Genomic DNA, 12,068 nt, shown 5'->3' on the forward strand with positions numbered 1-12,068 from the left:
TCTGGTGGCGGTGGCTCGTATGTTTTCTCTTCTCCTCTGTTTGATCTCCCCCCACCCCCCCCCCCCCCCCCCCCCTCCCCCCCCCCCCCCCGCGTTCGCCACGCTTTTGCTGGGCAAGGCCGGCACCGCCGTCGCGGTGCTGCTGATCGGCAGCGTCCCGCTTGCCGGGATCAGCGCCTACCTGTGCTCGCGCCGGCTGGTGTCCGGGCCGGGCGTCCGGGTGTGGGGCGCGGCCGTGTACGCACTGACCCCGGTGGCCACCGGCGCGATCGCCACCGGCCGGATCGGTACCGCCGTCGCGCTCGTGCTGGCTCCCGTGGTGGCCCGAGGCGCGGCGCAGGTGCTCGGCGCGGGCGAGCTGAAGGCGTCCATGCGCGCGGCCTGGGCCACCGGCCTGGTCCTGGCCGTCGCGGCGGCGTTCACGCCGCTGCTGTGGCTCGCGGTCGCGCTGCTCGCGCTGATCGCCGTCGGGTTGTCCTTCGCCGGACGCCTCGGCCCGCGCCCCGGGGTCGGCCTGCTCGTGCGGGTGGGCGTCGTGCTCGCCACCCCGCTCGTGCTGCTCGGCCCGTGGACGTTGGCGCTCGCGGGCAAGCCCACCCTGTTCCTGGCCGAGCCCGGGCTGGCCGGCGACGCGCTCGCCGAGAAGGGCACCAGCCCGGTCGGTCTGTTGCTGCTGGACCCGGGCGGCCCCGGCACGCTGCCGGCCTGGCTGACCGGCGCCCTGCTGCTGGTCGCGCTGGCCGCGCTGCTGCGCGACTCGCGCCGGGCCGCGGTGCTCGGCGCGTGGGCGGTCGCCCTGGTCGGCCTGGTGCTGGCGATCGTGACGAGCCACGTCGAACTCACCGTCGAGGCCACCGGCGACAAGGCGCCCGCATGGCCCGGCGCGGCCGTCGTGGTGATCGCGCTCGGCTATGTGGCCGCGGCGATGGTCGGTGCCGAGGACGCCCGCACCCGAGTCGCGGCCGGCAGCTTCGGCTGGCGCCAGCCCGCCGCGGTGGTGCTGGCCGTGTTCGCCGCTCTCACCCCGGTCGTGGCGGCCGGGGCCTGGTTGTGGCAGGGCGCGAACGGGCCGCTGGAGCGGCGCGACCCGGTCGTGGTGCCCGCGTTCGTGGCCGAGGAGGCCACCGGCCCGCGGCACTCGCGCACACTGGTGCTGACCGCGCCGGAACCGGGCAACGTGAGCTACACGATCGTGCGCGGCGCGGGTCCGGCGCTGGGCGACGCCGAGTTGGCGCCCAAGGCGTCGACGTACCGGCAATTCGACACGTTCCTGGGCAAGTTGCTCTCCGGGGGCGGCGGTGCGGACGCGAGCATGCTCGCCCAGTACGGCATCGAGTTCGTCCAGCTCAAGCCGCCGGTGGGCAACGAGCTCACCGCGCGTCTGGACGGCACCCCGGGTCTGACCCGGGTGGGTGCCACCCAGGGTGCGACGCTGTGGCGTCTGCAATACCCGGTCGGCCGCGCGCTGATCGTCGACCCGGACGGTCGCGCCAAGGCGATCCCCTCCACCCGCGAGGGCGTGTCCACCCGGATCGAAGCCGGCCCCCAGGGGCGGATCCTGCGCCTGGCGGAACGCGCCGACTCGGGCTGGGAGGCCACCCAGGGCGGCCGCAAGCTGACCGCTCGCACGCTGGACGGCTGGGCGCAGGGCTTCGAGCTGCGTCCCGAGGCGGGCCGGCTCGAACTCACCCACGCCTCCGGCGGGCACGGCATGTGGCTGCTCGTCCAGGGCGTCCTGGTGTTCGTGGTGTTCGTGATGGCACTGCCCGCGCGCAGGCGCGGCACCGACGACGACCTGCCGGACAGCGCCGCGCCGATCCCGGCCGCGGGCGAGGGCACCGGTCGGCGCGGTCGTCGGGTCAAGGCCGAGGCGGACGAGGCGACGCCGGAGCCGGTACCGGTCGCGCCGGGCGGCGACGGCCTCGACGAGTTCGGCTTCCCCGAACAGCGCACCGATCCGGCCGAGGCGCCGGTGCCGGTACAGGCGTGGAACGGCGCCGGCTACGACGCGCAGGCGACGCCGGCCTACGAGCAGTACCCGCAGCAGGACTACGGGCAGCAGTACCAGGGCTACCCGGACTACCAGGGCTACCAGTACGACCAGGGTGCCCAGGTCCCGCAGGGCACCCCGGAGGGATCCGACGCGGCAGGCTCGTACGGCTGGGCGCCCCCCGCGCCGCAGCAGCCGGTCTACGACGAGTACGGCAACGTGGTGCCCGCGCCGCAATACGACCCGAACGCCTACCCGGACCACGGGGGATGGCCGCCCGAGCCGCGCTCGGGTGACGAGCCGTGGCCGCCGCCCTCGCAGGGAGACCGCCCGTGAAGCGCACCACCCTCTCCCTGGCCGTCGTCGTCGCGCTGCTGGCCGTCGTCGTGGGCCTGGCGATCGTGACCCGCCCGACCGAGAGCAAGGCCGCGCCGCCGCCGGCGGCCAGCCGGGTGCCGGTCCAGCAGGCGGAGCTGAGCTGCCCGTCGATCCGCCAACTGCCGGGCAGTTCGGCGGCGGTCTCCGCGCTGACCCCGCCCGGCCAGGGCGCGGCCGGCGCCGGCGAGGCGAGCGTGGTCGAACTCGGCGACCGCACCAAGGTGCGGACCAAGGTCGAGGCACCGGGCAAGCTCGCGAGCTTCGGCGTCGACAACGCCGAGGTCCCACCGCTGGTGGCCAACGCCGGCGGGGCGTTCGCGCCGGGCTTCTCGGCCGGAGCGGTCGCCCGGGTGCCCAGCGGGGCCGGTCGCGGGCTGGCCGGTCTGGCCTGCGAGGCACCGACCACCGACCGCTGGTTCGTCGGCACCTCCACCGCCGAGAACCGCGACGCGTACCTGTACCTGTCCAACAGCAAGGACACACCGGCCGTCGTCGACCTGGAACTGTTCGGGCCCAACGGCCCGATCGAGGCCGAGGCGGGCCGCGGGTTGACGCTCGCGCCCGGCGCGACGATGCCGGTGCTGCTGCGCACGCTCAACCCGGGCGCGGTCTTCAACGGCATCGCGGTGCACGTGATCGCGCGCACCGGTCGGGTCGGCGCGGCGATCCGCGACCAGGAGGGCGCGGTGGGCACCGACTGGCTGCCCTCGGCCGGCGCTCCCGGCCGCAACCTGGTCCTCACCGGCCTGCCTGGGCTGACCGGCGACGCGGGCAACGTGCAACTGATGATGTTGTCGCCGAGCGGCGAGAGCACCGACGTGCAGTTGTCCATCGCCGGCAAGGTGAACACCTTCAAGCCGGTCGAGCACGAGACGGCGGACATCAAGGGCAACAAGCTGACGGTGATCGACCTGGGCCCGGTCAACCGGACCGACGCGGGCGCCATCCGGCTGGTCTCCGGCCGCGCGGACATCATCGCCGGCGTCCGGGTGGTGCAGGGCGCCGGGGCGGACGCCGAGGTGGCCTTCCTGGCCGCCACCCCCGAACTCGCCGGGCGCGCGGTGGTCGCGGAGAACCGCAGCGGCGGCGCGGTCACGAGCACGATCTCGATCACCGCGCCCAAGGGCCCGGCCAAGGTCAAGTTCACCTCGATCGGCGACAAGGGCGAGCCGGTGTCCGCCGACGTCGAGGTGCCCGCCGGTACCACCGTGCAGGTGCCCGCGCCCGTGCCCGCCGGGGCGACCCGGTTCGCGGTGATCGCCGAACCGCAGGCCGGCTCGCAGCCGGTGCACGTGGTGCGCACGATGACCGAGACGATCGGCAAGACCGCGGCCTTCACGGTCCAGCCGTTCGTGCCGACCCCGGAGACCGCGGTGGTGCCCAACGCGCGCGAGGACCTGTCCCTGCTGGTCCCGCAGCGGTAGACCCGGCACCGATCGGCCGCCACCGCACCGATCGCCCACGACGCGCCGGCCCGGGCCCCACGAGGGGGACCCGGGCCGGCGCGGTGGTCTTCCCGCTCAGTCGTCGGGGTCGATGGTGTCCGGATCCATGCCCAGCAGGTCCGCGACCTGCTCCACGAGCACGTCGTTGACCAGCATCTCCAGCTCGGCCCGGCCCTCCGCGCGCAGCTCCAGCGGGCGCCGGTACAAGATGATCGTCGCGGGCACGGCCTTGGTCGCCGGCACCAGCCGACCCAGCGCCACCGCCTCGTCGCCGTTCACCGCGGTCTCGGCCTCGGGCACGTCCAGGACCGCGAAGCGGACCTCCTCCAGTTGCGGCCAGCGCTTGGCGAGCCGTTCGACGACATCGGCGGCGAGGTCGTCGAACCGCTGCGCGCGGGTGAGCGCGATCGGCACGGGGGGTGGGGCGAGCGGACCGCGCATGCCGCGGCCGTGCCGGTCGCGCCGACTGCGGCGACGCCGGTCACGCTCGCGAGGAGAAGAGGGGACCGAGTGCTCGTTGTGCACGGGACGAGCTTAGAGCCTGACCGCCGGATCCGGATCGGTCCACGCCGGCCCGGTCCGCGCCCGGTCCCCGCCCGGACGGACGCCCCGCCGGGCGGCGGCCGACGCCGCCGACACCCTGTGAGGAGCGACACGTGAGTCACACCGCACCCGGATACGACGCGGCTTTGGTCCGCTTGCGGTACCGTCCATCGTCGTGAGCCCTGTACGTCGCTGTTCGCGGACCGCCTGCGGCCGAACCGCAGTCGCCACGTTGACGTACGTCTACGCCGACTCCACGGCCGTCCTGGGCCCTCTCGCGACCTACGCCGAGCCCCATTGCTACGACCTGTGCGCCGAGCACTCGGAGCGGCTGACCGCGCCGCGCGGCTGGGATGTCGTGCGCCTGGCGCCGGATCCGAGCGCGGGCAAGCCCAGCAGCGACGACCTCGAGGCGCTGGCCAACGCGGTGCGCGAGGCCGCCCGCCCGCCGCAGCCCCCGCAACCGGCACCCGAGCCGCAGGACCGCGACGGTCGCCCCGAAGCAGGCCGGCGCGGCCACCTGCGCGTTCTGCGCTCACCCGAGAGCTGACCGCCGGCCGATAGGGTCTGATGCGTCGTCCGCGGGGCAGGGATCGACGGTCAACGGCCAATACCGCGGCGAATCGCGACCGCGGCCAAGCGAGTGGAGTCTTCGGGTGCGCGACCTCTCCCAGATCGTGAAGGCGTACGACGTGCGGGGCGTGGTCCCCGACCAACTGGACGCCGACACCGCGCGGGCACTGGGCGCGGCCTTCGTGCGGGTCACCGAGGCCGACGCGATCGTGGTCGGCTGGGACATGCGCCCGTCCTCGCCGGAGCTCTCCGGCGCGTTCGCCGCCGGTGCCGCCGCCCAGGGCGCGGACGTGACCCTGATCGGCCTGGCCTCCACCGACGAGCTCTACTTCGCCAGTGGCAGCCTGAACCTTCCCGGCGCGATGTTCACCGCGAGCCACAACCCGGCGCAGTACAACGGCATCAAGATGTGCCGCGCGGGCGCCGCCCCGATCGGCCAGGACAGCGGCCTCGCCGACATCCGCGCGCTCGCCGAGGCGGGCGTGCCCGAGTACGCCGGCGAGCCGGGCACGATCACCGAACACGACGTGCTGGCCGACTACGCCGCGCACCTGCTGGGCCTGGTCGACCTGACCGGCATCCGGCCGCTCAAGGTGGTCGTGGACGCGGGCAACGGCATGGGCGGCCACACCGTGCCCACCGTGCTCGGCGCCGCGAGCGGGCTGCCGCTGGAGATCGTCCCGCTGTACTTCGAACTGGACGGCTCCTTCCCCAACCACGAGGCCAACCCGCTGGACCCGAAGAACCTGGTCGACCTCCAGGCCGAGGTCCGCGCGAGCGGCGCCGACCTGGGCCTGGCCTTCGACGGCGACGCGGACCGCTGCTTCGTGGTCGACGAGAACGGCGACCCGGTCTCGCCGTCCGCGGTCACCGCGCTGGTGGCGGTCCGCGAGATCGCCCGGGCCAAGGCGAACGGCGAGCAGGCGCCGGTGGTCATCCACAACCTGATCACCTCGCGCGCCGTTCCGGAGATTGTCGCCGAGGCCGGCGGCCGGGCCGTGCGGACCCGGGTGGGCCACTCGTTCATCAAGGGCGAGATGGCGCAGACCAACGCGATCTTCGGCGGCGAGCACTCCGCGCACTACTACTTCCGCGACTTCTGGCGTGCGGACACCGGCATGCTGGCCGCGATCCACGTGCTCGCCGCGCTCGGCGGCCAGACGTTGCCGCTGTCGGCGTTCGCGAGCGAGTACGACCGCTACCCGGCCTCCGGCGAGATCAACAGCGAGGTCGCCGACCAGGGCGCCGCGACCGCGAAGGTGCGCGCCGCGTTCGAGGGCCGGACCGGCGTGAGCGTGGACGACCTGGACGGGATGACCGTGCTGGCCGATCGGTGGTGGTTCAACCTGCGCGCGTCCAACACCGAACCCCTGCTGCGGCTGAACGTCGAGGCCGACGACGAGCCGACCATGATCGCGATCCGCGACGAGGTACTGGCACTCGTCCGGGGCTGAGCCGTCGGCTCGGTAATGTGATGGGTTCAATCGGACGGCTGCCGCGCCGAATCGGGACGGAAATGTACGAATCGGCGCGAGCAGCCGGAAAAGGTGGAGATGTCGTGAATCTGGAACCGTCGCAGCTGGCGATCCTGACATGCCCGGTCTGCCACGCCTCGCTGCACAAGGACGGGGACGCCGCGCTGGCGTGCGACAACTCCACGTGCGGGCTGGTCTACCCCGTCGTCGACGACATCCCGGTACTGCTGGTGGACGAGGCCCGCCGGCCCGGTACCGCGCGGGCATGAACATCCTCGACGAGGGCCTGCTGGACGACCAGGACGGCATCGCCCGGGCCGACGCGGCGGACACACTGCGCGCCCTGGCCGGTGCCGGGGCGCAGGTACGGCGGGCCGCGCAGGCCGCGCGCGAGGCCGTGCCCGCCGCGATCTCGCCCCGGGACCGTCCGCGCACGGTGATCCTGGCCGCGCCCGCGTACGGGCCGCTCGGGCACGCGCTGCGCGCGGTCACCGGCGCGGACGCGGCGCTGCCCCTGGTGCTCGCCGCGGGCGGCCTGCTGCCCGGGTGGGCCGGTCCGATGGACCTCGTGTTGTTGGCCGGTCGAGGCGACGAGCCGGCGTTGATCGACCTCGCCGGCCAGGCCTACCGGCGCGGCTGCCAGGTGGTCGCGGCCACGCCCGCCGGGTCCGCCCTGGACGCCGCCGTGCAGCAGTCCCGCGGCGTGCTGGTCCGGGTGCCCGTCGACGCGACGCCGGTGGGCGCGGCCGGCTACGCCGACGACACCGTGTTCGCCGCGCAGACCGCGTTCTGGCCGCTGTTCACCGCGCTCCTGGCGATCACCGGGGCGTGCGGGGCGAGCGCCTTCACCCCCGGCGAGGGGCTGGCGGGCGTGGACGCGGCGGCCGACCGGCTGGACGAGGTGAGCAACCGCTGCCGGCCCGGAGCCGACGCCTACCTCAACCCGGCCAAGGGCCTGGCCGTCGCGATCGCCGGCACCATCCCGGTGATCTGGGGCGCCGGCAGCGTCGCGGGCGTGGCCGCCGAGCGCTTCGCGACGATGTGCGTGGGCGTCGCCGCCACCCCCGCACTGTCCGGCGCGCTGCCCACCGCGGGCCGCTACCAGGACCGGGTCTTCGCCGCGGGCGACTCGGTCGACGCCGGCGACCCCGACGACTTCTTCCGCGACCGGGTGGACGACGCCGAGTCGGTGCGCCTGCACCCGGTGCTGCTGGTCGACCACGACGACGCCGGCGCCGCGCCGCAACTGGACCGGGCCACGCGCACGCTGACCGCGCTCGGCCGCTCCGCCGTCGGCGAGGTCGGCGCGCGCGGCGGCAGCCCCGTCGAGCGGCTCGCGGAACTGATCGCGGTGACCGACTTCGCCGCCGTCTACCTGGCCCTCGGCACCGGGGTCGGCCCCGCCGTACCGGGGCTGTTCTCCTGGACCGAAGGTGGTCCCCGCTAGCCATGGACCGCCTTCTCAACCGGATCCGCGCCAACGCGTGGGGCTCGCTCACGGCCCTCCCCGAACTGCTCGGCGTCGCCCCCACCGGCGAACCGCAGGCCGAACTGTGGATGGGCGCCCACCCCGGCGCGCCCTCCGAGGTCGACCGGGGCCGCGGGCCGCGCTCGTTGGTCGAGCTGATCGCCGCCGACCCCGACGGCGAACTCGGCCCGGACACCGCGGCCCGGTTCGGCCCGCGCCTGCCGTTCCTGGTCAAGGTGCTGGCCGCGGAGGAGCCGCTGTCGCTCCAGGTGCACCCCGACGCGATACAGGCCCGGCACGGCTACGCCGAGGAGGAGGCGCGCGGTGTCCCGATCGACGCCGCGCACCGCAACTATCGCGACTCCAGCCACAAGCCGGAGATGATCTGCGCGCTCGGCGACTTCGAGGGCCTGGTCGGCTACCGCGAGATCGCCGAGACGCTCAAGCTGCTCGACGCCCTCGACGTTCCGGAACTGGCGCCGTTCGCCCGCGCGTTGCGCGACCCGGACGAGGAGGCGGCGCTGCGCGCGGCGACCACGCACGTGTTGATGCTGCCCGCGCGACTGCGCACCGGCGTGGTGGACGCGGTCGCCGCGGCCTGCCGCCGACTGGCCTCGAACGGATCGCCGTACGCGGAGGCCTGCGCCGCGGTCGCGGGTCTGGCCGAGCGCCACCCGGGCGACCCCGGCGTCGCGGTGGCGCTGCTGCTCAACCACATCCGGCTGCGCGAGGGCGAGGCGGTCTTCCTCGCGGCCGGCATGCCGCACTCCTACCTGCACGGGGTCGTGGTCGAGATCCTGGCCAACTCGGACAACGTGCTGCGCTGCGGGCTGACCGACAAGCACATCGACGTCGGCGAGCTGCTGCGGATCATGGCCTTCCGGGCCGGTCCGGTGGAGATCCTGAGCCCCGAGCCGACCGAGGTCGACCAGGCCGAGGAGGTCTACGCGACCCCGGTCACCGACTTCCGGCTCTCCCGTCTGCGTTCGACCGGGACCCCGGAGCCCTACCTCCTGGACACCGCCGGCCCGCAGATCCTGCTGTGTGTGCGCGGCACCGCGACCGCCACCGGCGCCGACGGCGAGGTGCTCGACCTGGCGCGCGGCCAATCGATCTACATCCGGGCGGGTGAACCCGCGGTCGCGGTCACCGTCGACGGCGCCGACGGCCTGGTCTTCCGGGCCACCGTCCCGTGCTCCCGAGCCGCGTCGACCGATTGACCCGCTCCGACGGATCGAGCCGCGCCGACCGATCGAGCCGCGCACCGACCGAGCCGCGCGCGCCGATACGAGTCCCGCCGGCCGATCGACGCCGGATACCGATATCGCAAGCCTCCCGGGGTAGGCGGGTGCCCGATGGCACACTGATCGCCGACGAACGGCGGCAGGCGGCCGACAAGGACAGTGACCGGCGATGACGACAGTGGTCAACCAACGGGTGGGAGTCGACCTATGAGCGCGGGTGGCGGAACCAAGGCGGTCGTCGCGGCACTGGCGGCCAACCTGGGGATTGCGGTGGGCAAGTTCGTGGCCTTCGCCTTCACCCGGTCCTCTTCGATGCTGGCCGAGGGCGTGCACTCGCTCGCCGACTCGGGCAATCAGATCCTGCTCCTGGTCGGCGGCAAACGCTCGCAACGCGACGCCACGCCCGAGCATCCCTTCGGCTACGGCCGCGAGCGCTACATCTACGGCTTCCTCGTCTCGATCGTGCTGTTCTCGGTCGGCGGCATGTTCGCGATCTACGAGGGCTACGAGAAGATCGCCCACCCGCACGAGTTGAAGAGCTGGTACTGGGCGGTCGGCGTACTGGTCTTCTCGATCATTTTGGAGACCTTCTCGTTCCGCACCGCGATCCAGGAGTCCAACCTGCACCGAGGCGCGCTGACCTGGCCGCAGTTCATCCGCCGGGCCAAGTCGCCCGAGTTGCCGATCGTGCTCCTGGAGGACCTCGGCGCGCTGATCGGCCTGATACTGGCGCTGGGCGGGGTCAGCCTCGCGGTGGTCACCGGCAACGGCGTCTGGGACGGGATCGGCACGCTGTGCATCGGCATCCTGCTGGTGCTGATCGCCATCGTGCTCGCCATGGAGACCCGCAGCCTGCTGCTGGGCGAGGCGGCCGGCGTGGAGACGGTCCGGGAGATCGAGGCGGCCATCGTGGCCGGCCCCGACGTCGAGCGGCTCATCCACATGCGCACGCTGCACCTGGGCCCGGAGGAGCTGCTGGTCGCCGCGAAGATCGCGGTCCGCCACGACGAGACCGCGGCCGAGGTGGCCCGGGCCATCGACGCCGCCGAGGAGCGCATCCGCGCGGCCGTGCCGATCGCCCGGGTGATCTACCTCGAGCCGGACATCTACCGCGCCGAGGAGGCCGTGCGCGGCGCGGACATCGAGGCCACGCCGGGGGGCAAGGGACCGCACGTGAGCGGCGACTGAGGTGTTAACGTCGTTGGCGCACAACGACAGTCGCTGCAGAGGGCGGTCGGGTCCGCGACCCGTAGGCACAGAAGTGTCCGACTGGATGGCACGGCATCGGCGCCCGCGGCACCGGTGTGTCTCCAGTCCCATCCACTCCCTCCGCAGAGGATCCAAAACATGGCTTCGCAGCTCGAAGGCGACTTCAAGGTTGCCGACCTCTCCCTCGCCGCGTTCGGTCGCAAGGAGATCACCCTCGCCGAGCACGAGATGCCCGGACTGATGTCGATCCGTCGCGAGTTCGCCGCGTCGCAGCCGCTGGCCGGCGCCCGGATCATGGGCTCGCTGCACATGACCGTGCAGACCGCCGTGCTGATCGAGACGCTCGTCGCGCTCGGCGCCGAGGTGCGCTGGGTGTCCTGCAACATCTACTCCACCCAGGACCACGCCGCCGCGGCCATCGCGGTGGGCCCCGAGGGCACCCCCGAGGACCCGCGCGGCGTACCGGTCTACGCCTGGAAGGGCGAGACGCTGGAGGAGTACTGGTGGTGCACCGAGCAGGCGCTGAACTGGCCGGGCCATGACGGCCCGAACATGATCCTGGACGACGGCGGCGACGCCACGATGCTCGTGCACAAGGGCGTCGAGTTCGAGAAGGCCGGCGCCGTCCCGGACGCGACCGACGCCGACTCCGAGGAGTACACGGTCTTCCTGGCGCTGCTGCGCGCGACCTTCGCGGAGAACCCCGGCAAGTGGTCCGCGATGGCTCCCGGCATCAAGGGCGTCACCGAGGAGACCACCACCGGTGTGCACCGCCTGTACGAGATGTTCCAGGCCGGTTCGCTGCTCTTCCCGGCGATCAACGTCAACGACTCGGTCACCAAGAGCAAGTTCGACAACAAGTACGGCGTGCGCCACTCGCTGATCGACGGCATCAACCGGGCCACCGACGTGCTGATCGGCGGCAAGGTCGCGGTCGTGTGCGGCTACGGCGACGTCGGCAAGGGTTCCGCCGAGTCGCTGCGCGGCCAGGGCGCCCGGGTGATCGTCACCGAGGTCGACCCGATCTGCGCGCTCCAGGCGGCGATGGACGGATACCAGGTCACCACGCTGGACGAGGTCGTCGAGATCGGTGACATCTTCGTCACCACCACCGGCAACTTCAACATCATCATGGCGTCCGACATGCAGCGGATGAAGCACCAGGCGATCGTCGGCAACATCGGCCACTTCGACAACGAGATCGACATGGCCGGTCTGGCCAGGATCCCGGGCATCGTCAAGGACGAGGTCAAGCCGCAGGTGCACACCTGGACCTTCCCCGACGGCAAGAAGCTGATCGTGCTGTCCGAGGGCCGTCTGCTCAACCTCGGCAACGCGACCGGTCACCCGAGCTTCGTGATGTCCAACAGCTTCGCGAACCAGACCATCGCGCAGATCGAGCTGTTCACCAAGCCCGAGGAGTACCCGGTCGGCGTCTACGTGCTGCCCAAGCACCTGGACGAGAAGGTCGCGCGGCTGCACCTGGACGCGCTGGGCGTCAAGCTCACCACGCTCACCGAGGAGCAGGCCGCCTACATCGGCGTCAAGGTCGAGGGCCCGTACAAGACGGACGCCTACCGCTACTGACATCGGCCATCGGTGATCGACGCGTCGCCGTCGATCGCCGATGCCGAAGACTCGGATCAACCCTGCCAGGCCGGGGGGGGGGGGGGGGGGGGGGGGGGGGGGGGGGGGGGGGGGGGGGGGGGGGAAAAAAAAAAAAAAAAAAAAAAAGAGGAAAGA

Annotated in this window: 10 protein-coding genes; 9 read left to right on the top strand and 1 reads right to left on the bottom strand. The window is 73.0% G+C overall.

Going from position 1 to position 12,068, the window contains the following annotated elements:
• Positions 1-106 precede the first annotated feature (106 nt).
• Together ACZ4FV_RS50120 and ACZ4FV_RS50125 are read left to right on the top strand one after the other, a co-directional pair.
• Positions 107-2,326 carry a hypothetical protein gene (locus tag ACZ4FV_RS50120; RefSeq protein WP_465328025.1) on the top strand — a complete coding sequence of 740 codons (2,220 nt, stop codon included), beginning with the start codon at positions 107-109 and terminating at the stop codon, positions 2,324-2,326.
• On the top strand, positions 2,323-3,792 hold the full coding sequence (locus ACZ4FV_RS50125) for a DUF5719 family protein (protein ID WP_402234054.1): 1,470 nt from the start codon (positions 2,323-2,325) through the stop codon (positions 3,790-3,792). The genes ACZ4FV_RS50120 and ACZ4FV_RS50125 overlap by 4 nt, the downstream gene beginning before the upstream one ends.
• 96 nt (positions 3,793-3,888) lie before the next feature.
• Here ACZ4FV_RS50125 and ACZ4FV_RS50130 read toward each other — a convergent pair whose 3' ends face one another.
• Positions 3,889-4,254: a metallopeptidase family protein gene (locus tag ACZ4FV_RS50130; protein ID WP_078976974.1), complete on the bottom strand. Its 366-nt coding sequence runs from the start codon at positions 4,252-4,254 to the stop codon at positions 3,889-3,891.
• 277 nt (positions 4,255-4,531) lie between these two features.
• Between ACZ4FV_RS50130 and ACZ4FV_RS50135 the strand changes: the two genes are divergently transcribed.
• From ACZ4FV_RS50135 to ahcY, 7 genes are all read left to right on the top strand, one after another.
• Positions 4,532-4,906, top strand: coding sequence for a DUF3499 domain-containing protein (locus ACZ4FV_RS50135; RefSeq protein WP_395874499.1), 375 nt, complete (start codon positions 4,532-4,534; stop codon positions 4,904-4,906).
• A gap of 106 nt (positions 4,907-5,012) precedes the next feature.
• The gene (locus tag ACZ4FV_RS50140; RefSeq protein ID WP_395874501.1) at positions 5,013-6,383 is read left to right on the top strand and encodes a phosphomannomutase/phosphoglucomutase; all 1,371 of its coding nucleotides are present in this window, start codon (positions 5,013-5,015) and stop codon (positions 6,381-6,383) included.
• A 104-nt stretch (positions 6,384-6,487) separates the two neighbouring features.
• Positions 6,488-6,673 (top strand): Trm112 family protein, encoded by a 186-nt coding sequence (locus ACZ4FV_RS50145; RefSeq protein ID WP_395874503.1) that lies wholly within the window; start codon positions 6,488-6,490, stop codon positions 6,671-6,673.
• The gene (locus tag ACZ4FV_RS50150) at positions 6,670-7,851 is read left to right on the top strand and encodes an SIS domain-containing protein (protein ID WP_395874505.1); all 1,182 of its coding nucleotides are present in this window, start codon (positions 6,670-6,672) and stop codon (positions 7,849-7,851) included. The genes ACZ4FV_RS50145 and ACZ4FV_RS50150 overlap by 4 nt, the downstream gene beginning before the upstream one ends.
• Before the next feature lie 2 nt (positions 7,852-7,853).
• On the top strand, positions 7,854-9,092 hold the full coding sequence (gene manA / locus ACZ4FV_RS50155; RefSeq protein WP_465328028.1) for a mannose-6-phosphate isomerase, class I: 1,239 nt from the start codon (positions 7,854-7,856) through the stop codon (positions 9,090-9,092).
• Positions 9,093-9,323: 231 nt separating this feature from the next.
• Positions 9,324-10,304, top strand: a complete 981-nt coding sequence (locus tag ACZ4FV_RS50160) for a cation diffusion facilitator family transporter (protein WP_395874509.1) — start codon at positions 9,324-9,326, stop codon at positions 10,302-10,304.
• A gap of 159 nt (positions 10,305-10,463) precedes the next feature.
• Positions 10,464-11,912, top strand: coding sequence for an adenosylhomocysteinase (ahcY, locus tag ACZ4FV_RS50165; protein WP_395874511.1), 1,449 nt, complete (start codon positions 10,464-10,466; stop codon positions 11,910-11,912).
• The last annotated feature ends 156 nt before the right edge of the window (positions 11,913-12,068 follow it).

It is taken from the genome of Embleya sp. NPDC025285, from assembly GCF_055558835.1.

Coding starts and splice junctions, on each gene's coding strand:
- ACZ4FV_RS50130 (WP_078976974.1), bottom strand. CDS start 4,254: ATGCGCGGTCCGCTCGCCCCACCCCCCGTGCCGATCGCGCTCACCCGC.
- ACZ4FV_RS50150 (WP_395874505.1), top strand. CDS start 6,670: ATGAACATCCTCGACGAGGGCCTGCTGGACGACCAGGACGGCATCGCC.
- manA (WP_465328028.1), top strand. CDS start 7,854: ATGGACCGCCTTCTCAACCGGATCCGCGCCAACGCGTGGGGCTCGCTC.
- ACZ4FV_RS50160 (WP_395874509.1), top strand. CDS start 9,324: ATGAGCGCGGGTGGCGGAACCAAGGCGGTCGTCGCGGCACTGGCGGCC.
- ahcY (WP_395874511.1), top strand. CDS start 10,464: ATGGCTTCGCAGCTCGAAGGCGACTTCAAGGTTGCCGACCTCTCCCTC.